We start from the raw sequence: 9,207 nt of genomic DNA on the forward strand, positions 1-9,207 counted from the left end.
TCAGGCAAAAATTCAAAGGGAATCTCAAAAAGGGGTTCGGAATTTTTTAATTCCGAACCCCTTTTGTCTACAAACTGACCCGTGTATATTACACGGGCCTCTCCATTATTTCAAATCCATTGGATTATATAATTCCACGTCAGGATTTTTATCTTGGAACCAACGAAGTGCAAATTCGTTTTCAAATAAAAATGCATATTTATCAAACCGGTCTTTAACAAGAATGCTTCTTGTGCTATGAAGATTTTCATCCAGCTTTTCATCTTCAGCCCAACGTGTGATCTTACTGCCCATGCGCTCCATCACGACTTCAACATTGTACTCATTCCTCATTCGATGCTCGAATACTTCAAATTGAAGTTGCCCAACCGCACCAAGCAGGTATTCTTCCATCCGAACCGTTTTGAAGAGCTGAATTGCCCCTTCTTGTACAAGTTGGTTAATTCCTTTATGGAAATGTTTCTGTTTCATGACGTTTTTAGCTGTTACCCTCATGAATAGTTCCGGTGTAAACTGCGGTAGCCTTTCAAACTGGAACATGTCTTTGCTTGTTGTAATCGTATCGCCGATTTGGTAGTTCCCGGTATCATATAAACCGATGATATCCCCGCTTACGGCTTCGTTTACGGTGTTCCGATCATCTGCCATGAATTGAGTAGACGAAGAAAGGTTGATTGGTTTCCCTGTCCTGCTCAAGTTGACACTCATTCCACGCTCGAATTTACCGGAGCAGATACGAAGGAAAGCAATCCGATCACGGTGTTTCGGATTCATATTCGCCTGTATCTTGAAAATGAAGCCGGAAAAATCATTACTGACAGGACTCATTTCACCTGATGTTGTCATCCGTGCTTGTGGGGCTGGTGCAAATTTCAGATAAGCATCCAAAAACGTCTGAACACCGAATGTCGTTAAAGCACTTCCGAAAAATACGGGACTAAGTTTTCCATTCGCAATGTTTTCTTCAGAGAATTGGTTACCCGCTTCCGTCAACAGCATGATTTCTTCCAAAGTTTGCTCATATAACTGGGAATCCTTAAGTTTATGATCCACTTCGAGTTCACCTTCGTCATTCAACGGAAGGAAACGCTCATCCCCTTCAGTTTTGAATTGTTCAATCCGATTATTGAACCTATCGTAAATACCCACGAAGTCTTTTCCCATTCCAATCGGCCAGTTCATCGGGTATGTTTCAATCCCCAATACCTCTTCAAGTTCGGCAAGCAATTCGAGCGGCATTTTACCTTGTCGGTCCATTTTATTGATAAAAGTGAAAATCGGGATACCCCTCATCCGGCATACTTTGAATAATTTAACCGTCTGATCCTCGATCCCTTTTGCCGAGTCGATGATCATCACGGCGCTATCAACAGCCATCAGTGTACGATATGTGTCTTCACTGAAGTCTTGGTGACCTGGTGTATCGAGAATATTAACACGGAAATCATCATAATCAAATTGCATGACCGAGGATGTAACGGAAATTCCCCGTTGCTTCTCTATCTCCATCCAGTCACTTGTAGCATATTTCCCTGTTTTTCTTGCTTTAACTGTTCCGGCATCACGAATCGCACCACCAAACAGCAATAATTTTTCTGTTAAAGTCGTTTTCCCGGCATCCGGGTGAGAGATGATTGCGAAGGTCCTTCGAGAGTGAACCTCGTCTTTTAATGTAGTCATAAAATGTTCCTTTCATTATTGGAGTCATCAATAAAAAATATATAGGGGATTTATCGTAATTTTTACATTGGAATGGCAACCTTTCTTTGTATGCAGCAAAGATCCTGATCATACACAATATATGTAAGAAGCAATATATCATAAGGCTTAAGCCTTGGCTACTCGGCATTCATTTCAATCAACCTTACTATTTTAACACGATATGGAGGAAAGATGTAGAGGTGAATGGAACACTATAAAAGGATTTGTTCAGATAGCAAAACAAAAGACGCTTAATCAGCGCCCCTTACCCGAATTCTTATGATTATCGTTCATTATTTCATTGTTTTTCGAACTTACCTTGCTGTTTTCATCGCTTTTTGATTCCGTTTGTTTTTCCATCGTTTCTTTACTTCTTTGAATATGATGGGAGCAGCAAATATGAGGGCCCTTTTTAATAATTTCTTCATTTATCCATCAGTCCTTTCTTCCTTATCCTATACCCGATTATTTTAATTTCAACCATAAAGGCTTTTCCTTTTGGTCATGGCATTCCCGTCAAATTTCAAACTAGGAGAATTCTGCACGACAATACCGTTATACTTCCCTTTATAAAACCTCCCTAATAGTATTTTTCCCAATTCACAATGTATAAATTACTTCCATTTGTTTTATCCTTTATAAAGGTGGGTATATACTAAAAAACTGGAAATTGCTCCAGAGGTTAGTGGGTTAATTTTTACTTTAGGCTTTCACACATTATCAAGCATCTTCGTATGATACTTTAACTTGAATGTGGATGCTTGATAATGTGTGAATTGATTTTCCCATCCAGGTAAAATCATCACCATTAATATTTTTTAACTTTTTAGGAGGATTCATAGAATGACAGTAACAGGTAAGGTAAAATGGTTCAATAGCGACAAAGGATTTGGATTTATCGAGGTACCAAACGAAGATGATGTATTCGTACATTTTTCCGCCATTCAGGGAGAGGGTTTCAAGAGCCTTGATGAAGGTCAAGAGGTTGAATTCGAGATCGAAGAAGGAAACCGCGGACCTCAGGCTAAAAACGTCGTAAAACTTTAAAGTAAAGTAACACAAAAATAAGTCTTATGCATTGCAAAAGGATGTCGCCCGTAGTAGGGCGGCATCCTTTTATATTTTATTCCTTTCATTCACAGTGTACAGGCGGCATATCTTTGTTCACCTTGTCACTCATTCGTTAAAATGATCCAAAATAAAGCCGGGAACATGTTCGCCAGAAAAACTCTTGATATCCACATCTCTGCTATCTTTATAATAAAAGGCAGCTGAATACTCTCCGCCCCAATCGATTTGGGCATTATCAATGGCCAAATCGATTTCCGGAGACGTGTTAATTTTCATGCGATTCGGCTTTTGTTCAATCTGTTGTACAAGTTTACTTTCAGAATTCGAATTATAAATTTTCGGATCCGTCTTTGCAACCAGAATATAAGAGATATCATCTGCTATTAACCGCGCTTCTTCCGCTTGTCCGGAATTTTCCATCCATTTTGAAAACTGAGTATAAGAAGAGTCCCAATTCAGATAAATGATTTTATTATTATTCAAAAGAATGTCAATGGAAGCATATTCACCAAATGAGGATGTCATTTGGGTGAACGACTGATTATTCAGGTCCTCCGACAAAGCCTGCACTGCTTCGTCCAGCTGTTGACCATCTGTAATCGTTACTGATTTTTCCAATTGTCCGCTCGCCGTTATCTTGATTTTAGAAACGTCTTCAGCGGAAACATTCAATAACTCATTAACCGTTTTTTTATATTCACTCGATTCATAAATTTTCGCCAAAAGCGGAAGGTATAAGTCATAGTTTTGCAAATGATACTCCCTCGCTAACCGTCTTCCATTCTTGAGTTCATACATCAGAAATATGGATTTTCCATCATCCAATTCACCAATTGAAACTTTTTTTCCCTTTTCGATAATTTGCTGATGCAATAACCTGATCGCTTCTTTATTTTCCTTCTCTTTAAGATAAGTGGGTGCATTATCCAACGTGTCATCATCAAAAAATAAAGGAGCATCGCCAATATATATTTGGTTAATCATCTTTTCATCAGGAATCTTGGACATATATTGAATGGGGTCTATTTTTAAAATAAGTGCCAGAACAATAATAAACACTGTGAATGCTGTATAACCTTTCAGGTTGAGCCGTATTCGCCAAGTCTTTTGCAGGACGATTTCCCCTAAATAATATCCAAGCAAAGAACCAACGATATATCCGAAGAAAATCCAGCCTGGTTTGCCTGTCGTTCCGCTAAAATAAAGCCCTGTCAGCAGCATCATGCATAGAGTCAGTCCGAATTTAAATAATGGCTTTATCTTAGGGAAAACAAATGCCTGCGATACATGCTCCAGCTTTCTCCTCTCATATAGAAAAAGAGAACTAAGCAGAAAAAGAAGGGTCAATATACTGTAGATTAATATATCAACTGAGAAAAAAGTGATTTTTTCCATCTCCGTTGCAGCTAATAAGGGTGAAATGGCATTCATATTGGCACTAAGATAATAATCTGCAGAAAATCCTGCTATCAAAAACTTCACATTGGCTGCAAACAAGACAAACAATCCCACCGGCAAAGCTAGAAAAATATATGTCAGCAAGCCTTGCAAGGCCGATAATCCCGTCACCATTCCAATTAAAACGGCAACAGAAAAGATCAAAGCTTCCAAAATAAATGTAATCCCCATCCAGGACCAAATATCCGGAATGGTATAAAGCCTTTCTATGTCTATTGCAGAGTGGAATAATATCAAGATTGAACCTGTAAGTAAAATAGGCAAAACTATGAAGCCCATTCCCGTCCCAATCATATGAAAAAAGATGTTTCGTCTAGTAATCGGTAAACTATGAATAAAATCGGAAGCTTGTTTCATCTGTAAAAACCGAAAGAGGAAGATGGCAAATAATACTGGAATAACGATGACCAAGACATATTGAATCATCTGCTGACTGGAAAAAAGGTTTTCGAACTCAACATATTCATTATTCTCATTCAAAATAATCGTTAACATTTCCAGTGGCAGTGCAAATATTAGGCCGACGAAGTATAGGAAGCCAATCCAGCCAGTGCTTCTGAAAATATAGATAATCAATTCTTCATTAAACCAGGTTATTCTGGATGACATAACCTATATCCCCCATTTCATAAATGAATATCTCCTCTAGAGTAAGGGGGAGAATATCGAATATTTCAGGCTGAAATTGATTAAAGTGCGATTTAATCACGGATTCTGCACCTTTAACAATGCAAACGATCACACTGCCGCGCCTTTCCTTGTTAAGAATTTGAATTCCACGGTATAAACCATGGGGGATTTTATGTTTAAAGGCAATTTGCACTTTATGTACATCTGCTTTTAAGTCGTCCAAATCCTTTTGGATAACAAGCTCTCCCTTATGCAATATCCCTACATGGTCAGCTAAATCTTCAATTTCCCGGAGATTATGAGACGATATTAATACCGTCATATCCCTTTCCGAGACATCCTGAATCAACAACTGTCTCACAATTTTACGCATGACCGGATCTAACCCATCAAACGGTTCATCTAGGATGAGAACTTCCGGCATCGTCGAGAGTGCGAGCCAAAAAGCAACCTGTCTCTGCATACCCTTTGATAGTTTATGTATTTTATATTGGAAAGGCATTGAGAAAACTTCTTGTAATTGGTAAAAACGTTCTTGATTCCAATCACTATAAATACGGCTATAAAAACCTGCCATTTGCATGATCGTATAGTTAGCCAGGAAATATGGCGTATCAGGGAGGAAGAAACAACGATTTTTCACTTCACGGTTTTCAAACACAAATGATCGATCAATAGAGACTTCACCGGAATCCTGTATCAGATTGCCTGAAAGCATTTTTAATAGAGTCGTTTTCCCCGCTCCATTGGAACCTAATAACCCGAATATGGAGCCTTTTTGTATGACCAAGGTGACGTTCTTGATTGCTTCTTTTCCCTCATATAATTTACTCACCTGTTTTATTTCAATCATGAATCTCCCCCCTTTGCCAATGGACTGATTTCTTTTACTAATCTATAAATTTCATGTATATCTATCCCGATATACAGAGCTTCAGCGAGAACCTTTGCAAGCTCATTTCTGATCTTTTCTTCATTCAATGAATTTTTCAAAGATTTAGGAGGTGCTACAAAATTCCCTTTGCCTGGTAAAGTATAAATATACCCGTCGAATTCAAGCTGCTTGTATGCTTTTTGGATTGTATTTGGATTGATGGTCAATTCCTGAGCCAATATTCGAATGGATGGGAGCTGATTATGTGCCTGTAAAACTTCATTGATCATTAGTTCCTTAAACTTATCCATCAATTGCTCATATATCGGCTTTCTGCTTTGTACATCCAACTCAAACATCATCAACCCTCCTTGAACATTGGGTGTATTACACCTTCTAATACAGTTCATTATAAAACAATTTCTTCCAATTTAAAACCAATTAATAACCAAATTTCAAGCAATGCACTCCTATAAACCTCCTTTATTTTGTTTAATAAGACTTAAAGGCGGGAACTAATGATAGTAAGAATATACAAAGGAGTTGTTTTTATTGAAACCATTATATACAGCTAATGTTACCGTACACGGTGGTCGTGAAGGACATGTTAAGTCAGAGGATGGAATTCTGGATTTTGATGTGAGGTCACCTAAGGAATTGGGTGGTTCCGGTGAAAGAGCTACAAACCCTGAACAATTATTTGCAGCCGGTTATGCTGCGTGTTTTGACAGTGCCTTGAATCTTGTTCTGCAAAAAGAAAAGCAAAAAGTCGATACTTCCGTGACGGCAAATGTCACGATCGGTAAAGATGACGAAGACGGTGGCTTTAAATTGGCTGTAAGGTTGGATGTTTCAATTCCTGACTTAAGCAGAGCAGAAGCCGAAGACTTTGTCAAAAAAGCCCACATGACCTGCCCCTATTCAAAAGCAACTCGTGGGAACATTGATGTCACCTTGATTTTGGTATAAAGATTATGAAGGGAATGGGCCTTGCTCCATTCCCTTTTCCTTATTTCACTTCTTCCAAACCCTTCATTTTCAAAAGAAAGCCCAGACCAATTACCGCCATGATAATCAGTGACCCTAATGCCATCCGGCTCGCCAATGTACCGAGGTCATGGAAAACCAACGTAATCGTTCCATATAAAAGCGGACCGATTATTGAAGATACTTTTCCAGAGAATGCAAATAGCCCAAAAAATTGGCCCCTCTTCTCATCCGGGGTCAATTCAATTATATATGTCCGTGATGTAACCCACATCGACCCCAGCGAAATGCCGAACATACTTCCTGCAATCCAGAACCAAAGAGCGGTTTGGGCAAAGACCGCAATAAATAAAGCGACCAAGAGCAGAATTCCCACATATGTCACAGCTATCCGCGATCCCTTCGACTGTGTGATGTATCCAAACAGAAAAGATCCGGCAATACTCGATACTGTCGATACCAAGTAAAGCAAAATGAAACCGCTTGAAGAAAATCCGACAACAGTCTTGGCATATACGGCCATCATGCCAATAGTGGTCGCAATTGCATCGTTTAAAAAGAAATAAGCAATCATGAATGTAAAAACCGATCGATAGGATTGCATCTCTTTGAATGTTGATTTAATTTCCTTATAACCGGATAAAAAAGGTTGTTTGGCTTTTTGCTGTTTTGGGGTCTCTTTTAAAAAAAAGAATAAGGGAAGCGAAAAAACCAAAAATAAAATGGCCGTAGGCATAAAGGCTTCATGTGAACTCCCTTTACTTATGAATGGATAGATCGACAGTCCCACTAACGTTCCAAGGTAGCCTACCGCCACTCCAAAGCCTGATATAAGCGGCAATTGCTGTTTCGTGCCTAGATCACTCATCATCGTATCATAGAAAACAAGACTTGAATGATAGAAAAACTTAGCGATTACAAATAAAAGAATGACGATCGCTAAGGAAATTGGGATGCCAAGAAACTTTCCATCGAATGAAATCCCTCCAAAAATCCCCATTAAAAATGTACTTGCAACAGAAATGAGTGTAAAAATCATAATGTATTTTTTCATTTTTCCCGTTCTATCGATCATGACCCCGAACAGCGGGGAAAACAAAACAAGAAACAAACTGGCAATCGCGTTTGCGTAGGAGATGAAGGTACTGGCAATCTGATCTAGGACAGCATTTTCCCCTATCTGTTCCTGGAGGAAGAATGGAAAGAAAATCGTATTGATATTAGAAGAAAAAATCGTATTGGCAAAATCGTATAAGGCCCATGAAATAATGGGCAGGGAAAAAAATAAACCAAAATTCCCCTTCCACTTTTTAGACTTCGGTTTCACCTGCAATTCCATCAGCTTTCCCCCTTTATTGATACTTAAATTATAAGTATTCCATGCCTTTCCAATAAATCCTCTTAAGTCTGAATTGTGTTAAATATGTTTTTTTCCTATCTAACAAATAAAATTATGAAATGAAGCTGTCAAATTGCAAATTTCTTTTATTTTATTTAAGTTAAAGTAAAGGATAACGAAGATTTATTTTATTAATGTGTCTAAAAGGAGTGTGAACGGTGATTGCATTTTTACTTATTATCTCGGTTACCATACTTGTTTTGTTCGTCCTCTACTCTAAAAGAACAAAGAGTGAATTCCCTGGGAACTTCATTATGCAGCATTCCCCCCTTAAGATAGGACATCGCGGTGCATCTGGATATTGCCCTGAGAATACAATGGCATCTTTTAATAAAGCAATTGAATTGGGAGCTGATTTCCTGGAAGTGGATATTCATCTTAGTAAAGATGGTGTAATTGTGGTTCATCATGATCCCACACTGGATCGAACCACAAGCGGCAAAGGAAACCTCCGTGATTACACGGCGGCCGAATTAAAGGAATTGGATGCAGGGAGCTGGTATCATGCTCGTTATAAAAACGAAAAGATCCCCTTACTTAGTGAGGTATTGGAGAATTTCGGGTCTGAAGTTGGAATCTTAATCGAAATAAAACATCCATCTTCTTATCCTGGCATTGAAAAAAAACTTGCTGAAGAATTAGGAAAGATCCAAGAATATTCATCAGGGAATAATAGGGTTATGGTTCATTCGTTCGATTTGGAATCCATGAAAAGGTTTCATCAGCTAATGCCGGACATACAAGTGGGCGTTTTGATAAAACGGCGAATTAATGACCAAAAATTAAAAGAGATTGCAGAGTTTGCATCATTTTTGAATCCAAAGCAAACGATTATGAGTCCTAAGCTGCAAATGCGCATCCAGGAGCACGGAATGAAAGTGTATACATGGACCGTCAACAATAAAAAACAAATACACATGTTCAAAAAGATGAAGTTAGATGGTATCATCTCCGATTTTCCTGATTATTTTTTGGATTGAAACTTTGAATGAATTAAAAAATAAAGGCTGTTTTTCACATACTTTGTTGCTATTTACCAGGTAGTGAGTTGTGGTTGATTTCCCCTCCAGATGCTCGCTTTCCGCGG

General features: G+C 38.4%; 8 protein-coding genes. 3 read left to right on the forward strand and 5 right to left on the reverse strand.

Features of this window, described 5'->3' with window-relative positions; genetic code table 11:
- Positions 1–105: 105 nt before the first annotated feature.
- Positions 106–1,680, reverse strand: a complete 1,575-nt coding sequence (locus tag ACFX4X_RS24520; protein ID WP_284471380.1) for a peptide chain release factor 3 — start codon at positions 1,678–1,680, stop codon at positions 106–108.
- A gap of 864 nt (positions 1,681–2,544) precedes the next feature.
- On the opposite strand from ACFX4X_RS24520, the gene ACFX4X_RS24525 reads away from it, so the two are divergent.
- A complete protein-coding gene (locus ACFX4X_RS24525) occupies positions 2,545–2,748 on the forward strand; it encodes a cold-shock protein (RefSeq protein WP_061462203.1) in 204 nt (67 codons plus the stop codon).
- A gap of 129 nt (positions 2,749–2,877) precedes the next feature.
- Here ACFX4X_RS24525 and ACFX4X_RS24530 read toward each other — a convergent pair whose 3' ends face one another.
- From ACFX4X_RS24530 to ACFX4X_RS24540, 3 genes are read right to left on the reverse strand one after another with little or no spacing between them, the layout of a single operon-like run.
- A complete protein-coding gene (locus ACFX4X_RS24530; RefSeq protein ID WP_377387325.1) occupies positions 2,878–4,839 on the reverse strand; it encodes a DUF6449 domain-containing protein in 1,962 nt (653 codons plus the stop codon).
- A complete protein-coding gene (locus ACFX4X_RS24535) occupies positions 4,814–5,713 on the reverse strand; it encodes an ABC transporter ATP-binding protein (protein ID WP_377387328.1) in 900 nt (299 codons plus the stop codon). The genes ACFX4X_RS24530 and ACFX4X_RS24535 overlap by 26 nt, the downstream gene beginning before the upstream one ends.
- On the reverse strand, positions 5,710–6,093 hold the full coding sequence (locus tag ACFX4X_RS24540; RefSeq protein ID WP_377387331.1) for a GntR family transcriptional regulator: 384 nt from the start codon (positions 6,091–6,093) through the stop codon (positions 5,710–5,712). The genes ACFX4X_RS24535 and ACFX4X_RS24540 overlap by 4 nt, the downstream gene beginning before the upstream one ends.
- A 193-nt stretch (positions 6,094–6,286) precedes the next feature.
- On the opposite strand from ACFX4X_RS24540, the gene ACFX4X_RS24545 reads away from it, so the two are divergent.
- Positions 6,287–6,703, forward strand: coding sequence for an organic hydroperoxide resistance protein (locus ACFX4X_RS24545; protein ID WP_377387334.1), 417 nt, complete (start codon positions 6,287–6,289; stop codon positions 6,701–6,703).
- Between the two features lie 40 nt (positions 6,704–6,743).
- Here the strand turns inward: ACFX4X_RS24545 and ACFX4X_RS24550 are convergent, their stop codons facing one another.
- Positions 6,744–8,060 (reverse strand): MFS transporter, encoded by a 1,317-nt coding sequence (locus ACFX4X_RS24550; RefSeq protein WP_377387337.1) that lies wholly within the window; start codon positions 8,058–8,060, stop codon positions 6,744–6,746.
- 218 nt (positions 8,061–8,278) lie between these two features.
- On the opposite strand from ACFX4X_RS24550, the gene ACFX4X_RS24555 reads away from it, so the two are divergent.
- Positions 8,279–9,100: a glycerophosphodiester phosphodiesterase gene (locus ACFX4X_RS24555; RefSeq protein ID WP_377387340.1), complete on the forward strand. Its 822-nt coding sequence runs from the start codon at positions 8,279–8,281 to the stop codon at positions 9,098–9,100.
- Positions 9,101–9,207 lie beyond the last annotated feature (107 nt).

The organism is Peribacillus sp. YIM B13481 (assembly GCF_042787985.1).
Classification (GTDB): Bacteria; Bacillota; Bacilli; order Bacillales; family DSM-1321; genus Peribacillus; species Peribacillus simplex_A.

What these genes read in the sequence shown, in the direction of transcription:
- ACFX4X_RS24550 (WP_377387337.1), bottom strand. Translation starts at nt 8,060, where the DNA reads ATGGAATTGCAGGTGAAACCGAAGTCTAAAAAGTGGAAGGGGAATTTT.
- ACFX4X_RS24535 (WP_377387328.1), bottom strand. Translation starts at nt 5,713, where the DNA reads ATGATTGAAATAAAACAGGTGAGTAAATTATATGAGGGAAAAGAAGCA.
- ACFX4X_RS24525 (WP_061462203.1), top strand. Translation starts at nt 2,545, where the DNA reads ATGACAGTAACAGGTAAGGTAAAATGGTTCAATAGCGACAAAGGATTT.
- ACFX4X_RS24530 (WP_377387325.1), bottom strand. Translation starts at nt 4,839, where the DNA reads ATGTCATCCAGAATAACCTGGTTTAATGAAGAATTGATTATCTATATT.
- ACFX4X_RS24540 (WP_377387331.1), bottom strand. Translation starts at nt 6,093, where the DNA reads ATGTTTGAGTTGGATGTACAAAGCAGAAAGCCGATATATGAGCAATTG.
- ACFX4X_RS24520 (WP_284471380.1), bottom strand. Translation starts at nt 1,680, where the DNA reads ATGACTACATTAAAAGACGAGGTTCACTCTCGAAGGACCTTCGCAATC.